Origin of the sequence: Lunatimonas salinarum, assembly GCF_017811155.1 — a bacterium.
GTDB lineage: Bacteria > Bacteroidota > Bacteroidia > Cytophagales > Cyclobacteriaceae > Lunatimonas > Lunatimonas salinarum.
The window spans coordinates 59,754-73,501 of sequence record NZ_JACVCV010000009.1 but is presented as its reverse complement, the minus strand read 5'-3'; the positions used below and the strand labels follow the sequence as shown (position 1 = coordinate 73,501).

At 49.3% G+C, this 13,748-nt stretch carries 13 protein-coding genes and 1 riboswitch; of the genes, 11 read left to right on the top strand and 2 right to left on the bottom strand.

Annotated elements, in window-relative coordinates:
• Positions 1-12: 12 nt before the first annotated feature.
• Positions 13-1,038 (bottom strand): Fe(3+) ABC transporter substrate-binding protein, encoded by a 1,026-nt coding sequence (locus IAQ59_RS12460; protein WP_209331147.1) that lies wholly within the window; start codon positions 1,036-1,038, stop codon positions 13-15.
• A gap of 251 nt (positions 1,039-1,289) precedes the next feature.
• Here IAQ59_RS12460 and IAQ59_RS12455 point away from each other — a divergent pair, with 251 nt between their 5' ends.
• From IAQ59_RS12455 to IAQ59_RS12440, 4 genes are all read left to right on the top strand, one after another.
• Entirely contained in the window at positions 1,290-2,222 is a 933-nt protein-coding gene (locus IAQ59_RS12455; RefSeq protein ID WP_209331146.1) for a hydrogen peroxide-inducible genes activator, read from the top strand.
• A gap of 56 nt (positions 2,223-2,278) precedes the next feature.
• On the top strand, positions 2,279-3,670 hold the full coding sequence (locus IAQ59_RS12450) for a dipeptidase (RefSeq protein ID WP_209331145.1): 1,392 nt from the start codon (positions 2,279-2,281) through the stop codon (positions 3,668-3,670).
• 103 nt (positions 3,671-3,773) lie between these two features.
• Positions 3,774-5,765: a protein-disulfide reductase DsbD family protein gene (locus tag IAQ59_RS12445; protein ID WP_209331144.1), complete on the top strand. Its 1,992-nt coding sequence runs from the start codon at positions 3,774-3,776 to the stop codon at positions 5,763-5,765.
• 79 nt (positions 5,766-5,844) lie between these two features.
• Positions 5,845-7,161: a glycoside hydrolase family 140 protein gene (locus tag IAQ59_RS12440; RefSeq protein ID WP_245189577.1), complete on the top strand. Its 1,317-nt coding sequence runs from the start codon at positions 5,845-5,847 to the stop codon at positions 7,159-7,161.
• 110 nt (positions 7,162-7,271) lie between these two features.
• Here IAQ59_RS12440 and IAQ59_RS12435 read toward each other — a convergent pair whose 3' ends face one another.
• Entirely contained in the window at positions 7,272-7,697 is a 426-nt protein-coding gene (locus tag IAQ59_RS12435) for a secondary thiamine-phosphate synthase enzyme YjbQ (RefSeq protein WP_209331143.1), read from the bottom strand.
• Between the two features lie 95 nt (positions 7,698-7,792).
• On the opposite strand from IAQ59_RS12435, the gene IAQ59_RS12430 reads away from it, so the two are divergent.
• The 7 genes from IAQ59_RS12430 (at position 7,793) to IAQ59_RS12400 (ending at position 13,661) form a co-directional block, all read left to right on the top strand.
• Entirely contained in the window at positions 7,793-8,263 is a 471-nt protein-coding gene (locus IAQ59_RS12430) for a GlcG/HbpS family heme-binding protein (RefSeq protein WP_209331142.1), read from the top strand.
• Between the two features lie 144 nt (positions 8,264-8,407).
• Positions 8,408-9,562, top strand: a complete 1,155-nt coding sequence (locus tag IAQ59_RS12425) for a methionine aminotransferase (protein ID WP_209331141.1) — start codon at positions 8,408-8,410, stop codon at positions 9,560-9,562.
• 27 nt (positions 9,563-9,589) lie between these two features.
• Positions 9,590-9,684: riboswitch (TPP riboswitch) on the top strand.
• 44 nt (positions 9,685-9,728) lie between these two features.
• Positions 9,729-10,520, top strand: coding sequence for a hydroxyethylthiazole kinase (gene thiM, locus IAQ59_RS12420; protein WP_209331140.1), 792 nt, complete (start codon positions 9,729-9,731; stop codon positions 10,518-10,520).
• Complete coding sequence (gene thiE, locus IAQ59_RS12415) at positions 10,507-11,151, top strand: thiamine phosphate synthase (protein WP_209331139.1); 645 nt, start codon at positions 10,507-10,509, stop codon at positions 11,149-11,151. The genes thiM and thiE overlap by 14 nt, the downstream gene beginning before the upstream one ends.
• On the top strand, positions 11,152-11,985 hold the full coding sequence (gene thiD / locus IAQ59_RS12410; RefSeq protein WP_209331138.1) for a bifunctional hydroxymethylpyrimidine kinase/phosphomethylpyrimidine kinase: 834 nt from the start codon (positions 11,152-11,154) through the stop codon (positions 11,983-11,985).
• The gene (gene tenA, locus IAQ59_RS12405; RefSeq protein ID WP_209331137.1) at positions 11,969-12,628 is read left to right on the top strand and encodes a thiaminase II; all 660 of its coding nucleotides are present in this window, start codon (positions 11,969-11,971) and stop codon (positions 12,626-12,628) included. The genes thiD and tenA overlap by 17 nt, the downstream gene beginning before the upstream one ends.
• 109 nt (positions 12,629-12,737) lie before the next feature.
• Positions 12,738-13,661: a sugar phosphate isomerase/epimerase family protein gene (locus IAQ59_RS12400; protein ID WP_209331136.1), complete on the top strand. Its 924-nt coding sequence runs from the start codon at positions 12,738-12,740 to the stop codon at positions 13,659-13,661.
• Positions 13,662-13,748: the final 87 nt, after the last annotated feature.

Here is a 13,748-nt window from a genome sequence, read left to right as displayed (position 1 = left end):
TTTTCGTTCGGATTATTTCCACCCCACCTGATCGAAGATCATGACTGCGCTTCGGTTGTTTTGTCCCAACAGTGCCAGATTGATTTCGTCAGATTTGAAATCTCCCCATGACTGCAATAAGGGGGACTTCTCTACCTTGGGGTTTACCGGATATTCGTAGTTGATATTTGCGAGTAAACGCTGCGACTCCTCGCTACTTAAAAACTCAATTAGCTTGATCGCATTTTCCTGATTGGGAGCATATCGTGTCACGCCCGCTCCGGAAATATTGATATGGGTCCCCCGGTCAGCTTGGTTTGGGAAGAAAATACCAACTTGCTCGGCCGCCTTGACTTCCTCTGGGTTGGAATCATTTAACATGATGCCGATATAGTAGCTGTTTACGATGGCAACATCACCTTCGCCGGCAGCTACGGCTTTTACCTGGTCTCTATCCGACCCCTTCGGACTGCGAGCCATATTCGCCAATAGGTTGGCCGCCCATTCCTGAGCACCAGCTTCTCCGTGTGCCGCAATGATAGAAGCCAACAGGGATTGGTTATAAATGTTTTCTGAGGAACGGGTCAATACCCTGCCTTTCCATTTTTCGTCCGCCAGACCTTCATAGCTTTCCAATTCGGCCGGATCTACACGCTCCTTGTGGTAGGCCAATATCCTGGCGCGGTAGGTAAGTCCAAACCAATAGCCGCTAGGCTCTCGGAATTTGGCCGGTATGTTTTCGTTCAATACCTTTGAATCGGTTGCCTGCAGCAATTCCTTTTCCTGTGCCCGATGCAGGCGGCCTGCGTCCACGGTAATCAGCACGTCAGCCGGTGAGCCCTGTCCTTCCAGTTCCAGCTTTTGAATCAGCTCATCTGCGCTTGCGCTGACTACGTTCACTTTTATGCCTGTCTGCTCAGTGAACTTATCAAATAATTGTTGGTCTGCCTCGTAATGGCGGTGGGTGTATACATTCACAACCTCCTCGCTATTTCCGCCACAAGAAATAAGCGTACCCACCAAGCCGGCAAATAAAATGTGTTGAATCAGTTTCTTCATTTGATGATAAAATATAGCGTTTAGTATCCTGAATTTGCCCCAAAATGAACAAACAATTGACCGTAAGCCCACGTCACCAAACCAACCCCTCCCTAAACCATCGCTTACCGGGAATGATGTCAGCCTAAGACAAATCACGAAACAAAATTAATCATTATTTAAATCAAATCTAAATAAAAAGAAAAAAACAATTTTATCTTTGTGTGCGTATTAGGTATCTGATCCCATCCAGGAAAAAAAATCGCTACGCCATGACCATCCAACAGTTAGAATACATCATAGCTGTAGACAGGTACCGACATTTTGGCCAGGCTGCCGAGGCCTGCTTTGTCACCCAACCTACCCTAAGCGCACAGGTGAGTAAGCTGGAAAAGGAGCTGGGTGTGATATTTTTTGATCGTTCCAAGATGCCGGTCATACCTACTGAGACCGGAGAGATTTTGATTGCGCAAGCCAGGAGGGTAGTGGCTGAGAGCAAAGGCATATTAGAAACTGTCGCGCAGCTGAAGGGGGAAGTGGGAGGCCTGCTGAAGTTGGGAATCATTCCTACATTGGCACCTTACCTTTTGCCGCTGTTTATCAAGGGTTTTATCAGGAAGTACCCCAACGTGAAGCTTCAGGTGCAGGAATTGGTGACGGAGGATATACTAAAAAGGCTGAAAAGTGACGAGCTTGACATCGGGATTGTAGTAACCCCCTTAGGTGAATCTGGTATCTTAGAAAAGCCTATTTTTTATGAAAAGTTTTACGCGTACTTGTCCGTAAATCACCGGCAGTTGCAGAAAGATAAGGTGCGCATTGTAGACATTTTGGGAGAAGACCTTTGGGTATTGCAGCAGGGCCATTGCTTTCGGGATCAGGTGCTTTCGCTGTGCGAACCCTCCAAGTTTCAGCGCATGAATTTCCAATACGAAAGTGGATCTCTGGAAGGTCTAAAAAATCTGGTCAACAAATACGACGGGATCACGCTTTTGCCTGAGTTAGCAACCTTGGGCCTTTCCGAAGAAGAAAAATCCCGGGTTCGCCCATTTGATGGTGAGCAGCCGGTCAGAGAGGTTAGTTTAATCCTTACCAGAAATTACCTGAAGAAAAAGCAGGTAGAGCTGTTATACCAAGAAATTACCAATGCCATACCACAACACATGACGTCCAAGAATCACGGCAAAGTGGTAAAATTCAGATAAACCGTTGCATTTGGCCAAAATGCCGTATTTTTGGAGTCTTAACAACTGCCAATGATATGTCTGTAAACGCGTTTATTGCCTCCCATAAAGACCGATTTTTGAATGAACTTCTGGATCTGTTGCGGATACCCTCCGTCAGTGCAGACCCTAAATTCAAGGAAGATGTATTCCGAGCCGCTGACTTCGTGAAGAACAGCTTGGAAAGAGCAGGTGTGGACCGGGCGGAAATCTGCCCGACGGCAGGCTATCCTATTGTATACGGAGAGAAAGTCATCGACCCATCTGCGCCCACGGTTTTGGTGTATGGACACTACGATGTGCAGCCAGCTGATCCATACGAGTTGTGGGATTCGCCTCCATTTGATCCGGTCATCAAGCAGACAGAGGAGCACCCTGAAGGGGCGATCTTTGCAAGGGGTTCGGCCGACGACAAGGGACAGTTTTACATGCACGTTAAAGCCTTTGAGGCCATGTTGGCATCCGGTGAGTTGGCCTGCAATGTGAAATTTATGATCGAAGGAGAGGAAGAAGTAGGATCGGAGAACCTAGACCTTTTTGTACAGCAAAATAAAGAGAAACTTCGGGCCGATGTGGTGTTGATCTCCGATACCAGTATGATATCCATGGATACGCCATCGGTGACGGTAGGTTTACGGGGCCTTGCCTACATGCAGGTGGAGGTGACAGGGCCCAACAGGGACCTGCATAGCGGAACGTATGGCGGTGCTGTGGCAAATCCCATCAATATCCTGTGTAAAATGATCGCTTCACTGCACGACGATGAAAACCGGATCACCATTCCCGGTTTTTATGATCGAGTAGAAACCTACAGCGAGACCTATAGGGATCAGCTCAATAAGGCTCCTTTTGACGAAGACGATTACAAACGAAAACTGGCAATAGCGGAAGTTTGGGGAGAAAAGGGCTATACTACCATAGAGCGTGTCGGCATCAGACCCACACTGGACGTAAACGGCATTTGGGGCGGTTATACTGGAGAGGGCGCAAAAACCGTCCTGCCTTCCAAGGCCTATGCCAAAATATCCATGAGGTTAGTGCCCAATCAGGATCACAAAGAGATTGCCAGCCTGTTTGAGGATCACCTGAAGGCCATCGCACCTGCATCGGTTAAGGTCAAGGTAGTTCCCCATCACGGGGGTCAGGCCGCCGTGGTACCCACCGACTCCGTGGGATACCATGCTGCAGAAGCAGCCATTCAGGAGGCTTTTGGCAAGCAGGCAATCCCTACTCGGGAAGGGGGCTCTATACCGATCACCAGCCTCTTTCAGCAGGCTTTGGGACTGGACCCCATCCTTATGGGTTTTGGTCTAGATACGGACGCTATTCACTCCCCAAACGAACATTATGGGGTAAAAAACTATTTCATGGGAATCGAAACCATCGCATTGTTTTTCCAACATTTTGCAAGGTTGCACCCAAAAGGCTAATGTGACTGAGGTTACACAAGAGGTGAATATTGGGGTGGGGGGAACTAATGGCCGCCCACCCTTCTTTCTATATAGATCATAAAACGTTTTGAAGGTACACCTGATGAATAGCTGGACATCGTATTTCTATACTATCGCTTTTGCCCTATTGGTTTCTTTTGGCGCCTCTGCCCAGGTGATCGCTCCGCCGGATTGGGATATTTCCCTGTCTTCCACAGAAATGGAGCCGGGGCAGGAAGTGGAGTTGATTTTAAAAGTTAGCATCCCCAATGGCTGGTACGTTTACACCAACGAATTCGATGAGGATTTAGGGCCACTACTGACCATCCTAAAACTGGAAGCAAACGAAAACGTGACTTTACAAGGTCCGCTGCGGGCGCTTGACCACAAAACCAAATACGACGAGGTCTGGGAGGGCGACGTGAATTACTTCGACAAGCAGGGTGAATACCGACAGACATTGCTGATAAAGGGTAAAGTGGGCGTGTTGAAGGGTACGGTAGAGTATCAGATGTGTTCTGACGTAACCCATCAATGCATCGGTTACGACGAGGACTTTGAAATTGTCATCGATGCAGCTGCACTGCAGGCGAATGGTTCCGAAGATCAGGAAAGTGGCTTTAGTGCTTTTCTGCCCGAAGAGGAGGAGGAAAAACAATCACTTCTTGGGTTTATGGTGGTGGCATTTTTGGCAGGATTGGCAGCATTGCTGACTCCCTGCGTGTTCCCGATGATCCCGATGACCGTCACGTTTTTTACGGGAAGAGGAAAATCCAAAGTAGCCAGTATTCGAAATGCGTTTATTTACGGATTTTCTATTATTGCCATTTATACCATTGCAGGTACCGCCGTCGCTGCCATCCAAGGGCCCGAATTTGCCAATTGGCTCAGTACCCATTGGATTCCGAATATTTTCTTTACGCTCGTCTTTATTTTCTTTGCCTTTGCGTTTTTAGGACTGTTCGAGATCAATCTTCCTACTGGTTTTGTGAATAAAATAGATGCTAAGGCAGACAAAGGAGGCTTAACAGGCATTTTTTTCATGGCCTTCACGTTGGTGTTGGTATCCTTTAGCTGCACCGGCCCCATTGTAGGCTCCATATTGATTAGCTCTGCTGGCGGGGAACTGCTCAAGCCCATTGCGGGGATGTTTGCGTTTTCACTGGCTTTTGCACTTCCGTTTACGCTGTTTGCCATCTTCCCGGAGTGGTTAAACTCGCTCCCCAAGTCAGGGGGTTGGCTAAACTCGGTGAAAGTAGTGTTGGGATTTTTGGAACTTGCCCTTGCATTCAAGTTCCTTAGCATTGCCGATCAGGTTTATCACTGGGGCCTATTGGATAGGGAGGTCTACCTCGCCATCTGGATAGTCATCTTCTTCTTGTTGGGTCTTTACCTACTTGGAAAAATCCGACTGCGTCACGACAGTCCGATGGAGTACCTCGGCGTCCCCCGGCTGATGCTCGCTATTGCCACCTTTGTGTTTGTAGTTTACCTGATTCCAGGGATGTGGGGCGCACCGCTTAAGGCCCTAAGCGGTTACCTGCCACCGATGTCTTCCCACGATTTTGATCTGGTAAGCTACTCTAGACAAGGTGGAGGAACCGACACGAATAGGCTAGACGAGGTACCCAAGTACGCCGATTTTCTGCACTTTCCCCATGGGATTCAAGGATACTTCGATTACGATCAGGCACTCGCTGCCGCAAGGCGACAGAACAAGCCATTGTTTATTGATTTTACCGGTCACGGCTGTGTAAATTGCCGGGAAATGGAAGCGCGGGTTTGGTCCGATCCGGCAGTCCTTAAGCGCCTGAAAGAGGACTTTGTGATCGTAGCCCTTTACATTGACGAACGCTTCGAGTTGCCAGAATCACAGTGGTATACATCCAGCTACGATGGCAAAGTAAAAAAGACCATAGGCAAACAGAATGCTGATTTTCAGATCACGCGTTTTGATAACAACGCCCAGCCTTATTACGTGATCTTGGACCACGAGGAAGTACCTTTGGCAAAGCCAAGGGCTTACGACACGTCCATTCCCCGTTTTATAGAATTTTTGGATGGGGCAAAGGCGGCGTTTGAGCGTCAGAACTGAGGCTTGGAATTGGCGTGTTGGGATTTGTTTTGGGCCTTTGTTATTTTGAGGGACTGCTTGATCTTTACAATGTAGACCTATGGAACGAAAAATGCCCCTTTTACAGATTGCTTCTACCAAGCGCCACTTGGTTACCTCAGTGGGTGCGCCATTTTTTTGGTTGGGAGATACCGCTTGGGAACTGTTTCACCGCTTGAATAAGCAAGAGGTAACCCAATACTTGGATGACCGGGTCAACAAAGGTTTTACGGTAGTTCAGGCGGTAATTCTTGCCGAACTCGAAGGGCTGACTGTACCCAACGCGCAAGGTGATTTGCCCTTGCACGACTTGGAACCCACGCGGCCCAATGAGCCCTACTTTGCCTTTGTGGATTTTGTGCTGGCAGAAGCCGCTCAAAGGGGTATCTACATCGGGCTTTTGCCTACTTGGGGGGACAAGTACAACAAGGCTTGGGGAGTGGGCCCGGAAATCTTCACACCGGAAAATGCTTTTCAGTACGGAGAGTTTCTGGGTCGGCGGTACAGAGAGGTGCCAAATATTGTATGGGTAATGGGCGGAGACCGGTTGCCCGCAGACCAAGAGGACTATGATATCGTTTGCCAGATGTCAGCGGGAATTCGGGCCGGAGGAGCTCCCCAGCTGATGACCATGCATCCCAAAGGCGGCCATATTTCCAGTCTGATCTATGGAAAGGAAGCCTGGTTGCAGATTGATATGTTTCAGTCCCTGCACATGAAGGGGTGCAAAGAATACCGGTATGTGCGCAAAGCACTCAAATCAAGCCCTCCCCGACCCATTATTGACGGCGAGCCTGGTTATGAAAATATTCCCAACTTCTTGAATAAATGGCAAAAGCATCGCTTGGATGATTTCGATGTGCGGCGCGCAGCCTATTGGAGCATGCTCAGCGGTGCTGCGGGCCATACCTACGGTTGCAACGAAATCTGGCAGATGCATGCAGCAGGTCGTGAACCCCAACACCGTGCCGATCGCTCTTGGGCGGCAGCTATGCAGTTTCCCGGAGCTTCACAGATGGGGTATATGCGGACCTTTTTTGAGCGGCTTCCCTGGCAGCGACTTCAACCCAATCAGGGATTTTTGGGAGGCATTAATTGGCCGACCGGGGGGTACCGGGTAGCTATGGTGGATGAAAAGTGTCTATTTGCGATAGCCTATACGCCGGAGGGAAAACCCATTGACGCAAAGCTCGGAACCTTGCAGGCCATAAAGATTAAGGCGTATTGGTTTGATCCGGCATCTGGGATTTACGACCTAATAGGCGATACAATTCCTGCCCAAAGACGCCGCTTTACGCCTAAATCAACCGAATCGGCAAGCCGAGACAGGGTATTGTTGGTGATGGAAGAAGGCTTCGCCTCGCGTTGTGGGTTTTAGTGGGGATTTCCATTTTTTAAGCTCCCCATGCCGTTGGTTTGCTGTGGATAATTTTGTGGAAAACTGCCCAGAAATCGGTTCAAGGACATGTGAAGCAGGGGTTTTGGGCCCTATGGCTTGCCGAAAGCAGATAGCACCAGCCGGCGACTTCCACCATGATCCCTAAACTCGCCTAGGTAGATGCCCTGCCAAGTCCCGAGGTTCAATCGCCCTGCTGTAATGGGAATTTGTACGGAACATCCAAAAATGCTGCTTTTAATGTGTGCAGGCATATCATCAGGGCCCTCGTAGGTGTGGATAAAATGAGGGTAGCTCTCCGGTACCAAGTCATCGGTGAAGCGGTTGAAGTCTTTCCGGACGGTGGGGTCTGCATTTTCATTGATCGTCAGCCCGGCGGAGGTATGTTGGATAAAGACCTGTAGGGTTCCCTGCTTCAGGTTTTTGATTTCGGGAAAGTTATCCACAATCTGATCGGTTATCAGGTGAAAGCCCCTCGAAAAAGGCGGCAATCGGAGTTCGCGTTGGTAAAATTCCATGGAGATCTGTTTACTTCAAGTCGATAACATACAGCGTTACCGCAAATTTAATTATCTTTAACAGAACAAATTTTTGCAAACTAACACAAAAACCCATGATCAGAAAAACTATGATTCTCGGATCGCTGATGATCCTCGCGTTGATCACCGGTTTCAATCCGGTTCAGGCCCAAACGGTGCCCGTATTATCTCTGGCCGACGCACAGAAAATCTCCGATGCGGCTGAGGCGAGGGCCAGGCAGGACAACTGGAATGTGGTCATCGCTATCTTAGATGCGGGAGGGCACTTGGTCGCCTTGCGTAGAATGGATGGAACCCAAATTGGAAGTGTGGATGTAGCCCAGAAAAAAGCTGAAACCGCCGTTAAATTCAAGCGAGCCACGAAAATTTTTGAGGAATCGGTAAAAGCCGGCAATGTACACATCTTGGCGCTGGGAGTGACGCCGGTAGAGGGTGGAGTTCCCATCATGCGGGACGGGCACGTCATTGGCTCCATTGGAGTAAGCGGCGTCACCTCGGTTCAGGACGGCATCATTGCTGCGGCTGGCCTAGACGCCATCAAATAGCCACCGCCATTTGGGCTTACTAGGCCGGGTTTGGTTTTAAACTCTGGCCACCTGTTCTATATTGGTTCTACACCCAAGCAAAAGGGTATGCTGTCCCAAATGGTCCTTTGCGGCCTGAGGGACAGCTTCCATTGATTCCCATCTATGATTACAAACAAAGAGATTCCCTCTAAACTCCCTTATGCGGGCACAACCATTTTTACGGTGATGTCCAAGCTCGCGACCGATGAAAAAGCGCTTAACCTATCGCAGGGCTTCCCTAGTTTCGACTGTGCACCCCAATTGACCGATTTGGTGGCCGATTATATGCGAAGGGGATTCAATCAGTATGCCCCGATGAGTGGGGTTCCCGTCCTGAAAGAACAACTGGCTGAAAAGACCTCTCGGGTATATGGTGTAGATTACCATCCCGAGGATGAGGTGACGATCGTGTCGGGTGCTACCGAGGCGATCTTCTGTGCCGTTACAGCCGTGGTTCAGCCCGGCGATGAGGTCATTCTTTTTGAACCGGCCTACGATAGTTACCGCCCTGCGATTGACTTGAGTGGAGGTGTACCGGTATATATCCGTTTGGAAGCGCCGGATTTTCGGATTGATTGGGAACAGGTTCGCACCAAAATCACCGACAAGACCAAGGCCATTATGGTTAACACGCCGCATAACCCGGTCGGTACTGTCTTTAGCAAGCGGGATTTGGACCAACTAGCTGGTTTGATCCAAGACAAGGATATTTACATCGTCAGCGACGAAGTGTATGAGCACATTGTGTTTGATGGTGAAAAGCATCATTCCATGATGACCCACCCGGTTTTGAAGGAACGTAGTTTTGTGTGTGGGTCCTTCGGTAAAACCTACCACGTCACGGGGTGGAAAATCGGCTATTGCCTCGCGCCCAAAGCCCTTTCTGCCGAGTTTCGGAGGATCCATCAGTTTATCACCTTTAGTACGCCCACGCCGTTGCAGTATGCACTCGCAGACTTTTTGAAATTTCCGGAGCACTACGAGGAGCTCTCGGCGTTTTACCAACGCAAAAGAGATCGGTTCAATGCAGCAATTGCGGCATCGCGGTTTTCGTTTACACCCTCTAAGGGAAGTTTTTTTCAGATTGTATCCTATGAGCAAATTACGGATGAGCACGACTATGATTTGGCGGTTAGATTGACCAAAGAAATCAAAGTTGCCTCCATCCCTGTTTCGGTTTTCTATCAAGACCGGAGAGACGACAAGTTGCTGCGCTTTTGCTTCGCTAAAGATGACGACATGTTGGATAGGGCCGGAGAGATTCTTTGTAAGTTATAAGATTTCTGCTAACTTTATCGTTCAAATAATAAGCTTTAGGGGTGTCCCAAACCGGGACTGAGATTATACCCTTTGAACCTGCCACGGGTCATGCCGGCGAAGGAAAAAGTTTCTGACTCCACACGAGGGCGGCTCCTAAAGTTTTTTAGCATAATCCTAGGAGCTGATGAATAACCAACTTGAAAAATTACGCAAAATCGCACCATTGGTGCAGAGTATTACCAATTATGTGGTGATGAATAATACAGCCAATGCATTACTGGCTGTAGGGGCTTCACCCATTATGGCTCATGCCCACAAGGAAGTCGCTGATATGGTGGGCATCGTTCACGCATTGGTAGTGAACATAGGGACATTGGATGAATATTGGACGGAAAGCATGGCCCTCGCCTCGCAGCGTGCCCTGGAACTTGGAAAGCCCTGGGTATTGGATCCGGTTGGTGCCGGAGCCACTCCCTACAGAAATGAAACACTAAAGCATTTAATCGGATTTAAGCCTACAGTGATACGAGGTAATGCCTCCGAAATCCTTTCCCTTGCAAATGTAGCCGTAGCCTCCCGTGGGGTGGACAGTGCCCATCGACCCGAAGAGGCCTTGGAGGCAGGCAAGCAGCTTGCCACCCAGTTAGGCTGCGTAGTGTGTATTTCCGGTGCAACAGATTACATCATGGATGCTACCCGAGTAGCCGGCGTAGGTAACGGTCACGAGTGGATGCCTCGGATTACTGGGATGGGATGTACCGCTTCGGCGATGGTAGGAGCCTTTCTGGGAGTAGAAAAGGATCCCTTTGAGGCTACGTTGGCTGCCATGACCGTAATGGGTGTAGCGGGAGAGCAGGCTGCGCAAAAATCAGAAGGTCCCGGCAGCTTACAACTCCATTTTTACGATGCCCTGTTTTCCCTGTCCGACATACAGTTGGTCGAATTTGCAAATGTCACCCGTGATGCGAGACCCTGATTTTCCTTACCAACTTTATTTGGTGACTGATCAGGCAGCGTGTTTGGGTCGGGATTTCTTCTGGGTGCTGGAAGAGGCTTTGAAGGGAGGCGTTGAGTTGGTTCAGCTTCGGGAGAAGACCATTGACAGGCAAGCCTTTATCGAAAAAGCACTACGTACCAAAGATGTCTGCGAAAAATACGGAGTTCCTCTCATCATTAACGATGCGGTGGATGTGGCCAAGTTGGTCGGTGCACATGGACTCCATCTGGGGCAGCAGGACATTAGGCTGCATTTGGCAAAGCGGCAGCTCGGGAATGTGCCTATCGGTTTGTCGTTGGATCGCAAAGAAAACCTCGCCGAAGCGGGTGCAAATGAAGCTTGGTACTTTGGGGTAAGCCCCATCTACCCCACACCAACCAAGCCGGACACCTACGATGCTTGGGGCTTGGAGGGACTTCGCTGGCTGCGGGATCGCACAGCCAAACCACTAGTGGCCATCGGAAATATCAAAACCTCCAATGCAGCCAGCGTGATATCGCAGGGGGCGGATTGTCTTGCTGTCGTATCCGGAATATGCAGTGCCGATAGTCCCGCAAGAGCTGCGGAGGAATTTCTAAGCGAGATAGTAAAAGGAATCAACGAAAAGTAAATGCAAACGAAATACAAAAGCGTACTGACTATCGCCGGTTCTGACAGTGGAGGCGGTGCGGGTATACAAGCAGACATCAAAACCATTTCCGCATTAGGCTGCTATGCGACCTCCGTGATCACCGCAGTAACTGCACAGAACACGGTAGGAGTAAGAGCTATTCACCCCATGCCCATAGACGTGATCAAGTCCCAACTGGATGCGGTCATGGAAGATATCATACCGGATGCGATCAAGATTGGCATGTTGGATCGGCCGGCGGTCGTGCAGCTAGTTGCCGATTGCCTAGATGGCTATCCGGATATTCCCGTGGTATTGGATCCGGTAATGGTTGCTACCAGTGGAGACAGGCTGATCGCAAAGGAAACGGTGTCTACCTTGGTAGATTTGCTCTTTCCCCGAGTGGCGTTGGTGACACCGAACTTGGACGAGACTGCCTTGTTGATCAATAGGTCTATTTTAGAAAAGGATGAATTATTGGATGCCGCATTGGACATTTTTGATCAAGGCGCCAATGGGGTATTGGTAAAAGGTGGTCATCTCAAAGGCGAGGTGGCAGCAGACCTTTTACTCTGGGAATACGATCGATATCGGGTGTTTGAGAAACCGTTTATTCAGACCAAGAATGGGCACGGGACCGGCTGCACACTTTCCTCCGCGATTGCCGTGAAATTGGCCTTGGGAAATGATCTCGAATCGGCGGTCGCCCAAGCGTCGGAATATGTCTGGCAGGCTTTGCATGCCGGAAAGGACGTGGTCACTGGCAGGGGATATGGACCATTAAACCATTTTCACACACCTAATAAACTAATTACGTATGAATTGGACAACTAAGGTCTGGGAGCAGGCAACTCCGCTATATGAAAAGATACTGGCCATGCCTTTTAATCAGGAATTGATGAAAGGCACGTTGCCCCTGGAAAAATTCAAGTTTTACATGGCCCAGGATGCCTTTTATCTGAGGGAATTTGGCAGGGCATTGGCGTTGATTGGCGGGAGATTAACCAAGAGGGAGCATACGCTTGCATTCAGCGAATTTGCTTCCGGGGCCATTGTGGTGGAGCGAGCCTTGCATACCGGTTATTTCAAAATTTTTGGGGTAGATGAAGATACCGTACAGCCCTCACCAACCTGTGCGCTGTACACCAGCTACCTGCTGGCCAAGGCGGCGATCGCACCCATAGAGGAGGCGGTGGGAGCTGTGTTACCTTGTTTTTGGATTTATAAGAAAGTAGGAGATCACATCTATGCCAACCAACAAGCTTCGATGGATAATCCCTATCGGGAATGGATCGATACCTACGCCGGCGAAGCCTTTGCCACATCGGTGAGGAAAGCACTGGCGATTTCCGATGAACTGGCAGAGGACGCTTCCCCAGCACAGCAAGCGGCCATGACGGAGGCCTTTCTGATGGCTACCAAGCTGGAATGGATGTTTTGGGACTCTGCCTATAGGTTGGAGATATGGGAGTTGTAGGTTCGGTAGACCAAATTATCCCAAAAAAGTAGGCGGTTGTTCGGTCACTACCCGATATTTCGTTAATTTTAGCTGATTCTTTCGGAAATACCAAAAACAAAAAACATCTATGCTAAAGTTGGGATTTGTCAGCGCCATCCTGGCGGATAATCGTTTTGAAGAAGTGATGGATTTTGCTTCTGAACAGGGTTTCGGCTGCGTGGAGATGATGTGCTGGCCCAAAGGTAAGGCCGAGCGCAGGTATGCCGGAGTCACCCATATCGACGTGGAAACCTTGGACGAGGATGCCATCGCGCATATTCAGGCAGTTCAACGAGATAAGAAGGTTTTCATCTCCGGTCTAGGTTATTACCCCAATCCCATGGATCCGGATGAGGAAAAAGCGGCTTTAGCAATCGAGCATATCAAGAAGGTGATCAGCGCTGCTGCCAAACTGGGCATTCCGGTGGTTAATACCTTTGTAGGTCGGAATCCCTCCCGAAATATCCCTGATAATTTAGCTATGTTTGCAGAGCGTTTTCCCGAAATCGTAGGACATGCAGGTGATCTAGGGGTCAAGGTGGCCATTGAAAACTGCCCCATGTTTTTCACCAACGACGAATGGCCGGGAGGCAAAAATCTGGCAATCTCACCGGCAGTCTGGGATCAGCTATTCTCCATTATTCCCGATGCCCATTTTGGCTTGAATTATGACCCTTCTCACTTGGTTTGGATGCAGATGGATCCCATCCGGCCCATTTATGACTACAAAGAACGGCTACACCATATCCATTTGAAAGATGTGAAAGTATATAAGGAGAAGCTGGATCGGGTAGGTATTTTGGCGAATCCCTTGGAGTACCACTCCCCCAAAATCCCCGGACTGGGAGATGTAAACTGGGGTCGTTTCATAGCAGCCCTGACCGATGTAGGGTATAGAGGAGCCTGTTGCATCGAGGTAGAAGACAAAGCCTTCGAAAAATCCCCCGAAGATGTCCGTATGGCCATTCTGACCGCTAGAAATTATTTGAGCCAGTATATTCCGTTGGGGTAGTTCAATTGCTTGTGCGATAAAGATGCCACCCTTTCGAGGTTGGGCTCGTCATAGGTAGTGCAGCAGGAGCGAAGCAATCTCCACATG

Bases quoted from the DNA above. Each gene is read 5' to 3' on its own strand.
- IAQ59_RS12425 (WP_209331141.1), top strand. From the start codon at position 8,408: ATGATTACAAACAAAGAGATTCCCTCTAAACTCCCTTATGCGGGCACA.
- thiD (WP_209331138.1), top strand. From the start codon at position 11,152: ATGCAAACGAAATACAAAAGCGTACTGACTATCGCCGGTTCTGACAGT.
- IAQ59_RS12445 (WP_209331144.1), top strand. From the start codon at position 3,774: ATGAATAGCTGGACATCGTATTTCTATACTATCGCTTTTGCCCTATTG.
- IAQ59_RS12400 (WP_209331136.1), top strand. From the start codon at position 12,738: ATGCTAAAGTTGGGATTTGTCAGCGCCATCCTGGCGGATAATCGTTTT.
- IAQ59_RS12435 (WP_209331143.1), bottom strand. From the start codon at position 7,697: ATGGAATTTTACCAACGCGAACTCCGATTGCCGCCTTTTTCGAGGGGC.
- thiE (WP_209331139.1), top strand. From the start codon at position 10,507: ATGCGAGACCCTGATTTTCCTTACCAACTTTATTTGGTGACTGATCAG.
- IAQ59_RS12440 (WP_245189577.1), top strand. From the start codon at position 5,845: ATGGAACGAAAAATGCCCCTTTTACAGATTGCTTCTACCAAGCGCCAC.
- IAQ59_RS12455 (WP_209331146.1), top strand. From the start codon at position 1,290: ATGACCATCCAACAGTTAGAATACATCATAGCTGTAGACAGGTACCGA.
- tenA (WP_209331137.1), top strand. From the start codon at position 11,969: ATGAATTGGACAACTAAGGTCTGGGAGCAGGCAACTCCGCTATATGAA.
- IAQ59_RS12450 (WP_209331145.1), top strand. From the start codon at position 2,279: ATGTCTGTAAACGCGTTTATTGCCTCCCATAAAGACCGATTTTTGAAT.
- thiM (WP_209331140.1), top strand. From the start codon at position 9,729: ATGAATAACCAACTTGAAAAATTACGCAAAATCGCACCATTGGTGCAG.
- IAQ59_RS12460 (WP_209331147.1), bottom strand. From the start codon at position 1,038: ATGAAGAAACTGATTCAACACATTTTATTTGCCGGCTTGGTGGGTACG.
- IAQ59_RS12430 (WP_209331142.1), top strand. From the start codon at position 7,793: ATGATCAGAAAAACTATGATTCTCGGATCGCTGATGATCCTCGCGTTG.